At 72.4% G+C, this 475-nt stretch carries 1 protein-coding gene; it reads left to right on the top strand.

Annotation, left to right across the window (positions count from 1 at the left end; translation table 11 throughout):
- Positions 1-11: 11 nt before the first annotated feature.
- The coding region (locus FMM79_RS20460; protein WP_205466779.1) for an Nramp family divalent metal transporter at positions 12-475 on the top strand (464 nt) is incomplete at its 3' end.

The raw sequence follows: 475 nt of genomic DNA, 5'->3' as shown, positions 1-475 counted from the left end.
GGAGCTTCGTCATGTCCGCGAAGGATACCCCGGCCACCCAGACCGCCGAGCCCGGTCGCGCACAACCGGTCGAAGTCCCCGGTGGCGGCCACTGGTGGCGCCGCCTGCTGGCCTTCGCCGGCCCCGGCTACCTGGTCGCGGTGGGCTACATGGACCCGGGCAACTGGGCCACCGACGTCGCCGGCGGCGCGCAACTGGGCTACCTGCTGCTCTCGGTAATCCTGCTCTCCAGCCTGATGGCGATGCTGCTGCAGGCGCTGTCCGCGCGCCTGGGCATCGCCAGCGGCCTGGACCTGGCCCAGGCCTGCCGCGAACGCTACTCGCCGAGCACCTGCCGCCTGCTGTGGCTGGCCTGCGAGACGGCGATCATCGCCTGCGACCTGGCCGAGGTGATCGGCACCGCCATCGCCCTGAAGCTGCTGTTCGGCCTGCCGCTGGCCTGGGGCGCCTTGCTCTGCGTGGGCGACGCGCTGCT

The sequence above is a fragment of the Novosphingobium sp. BW1 genome (assembly GCF_008107685.1).
Lineage (GTDB): Bacteria > Pseudomonadota > Alphaproteobacteria > Sphingomonadales > Sphingomonadaceae > Novosphingobium.
This window is presented reverse-complemented; position numbering and strand designations above follow the sequence as displayed.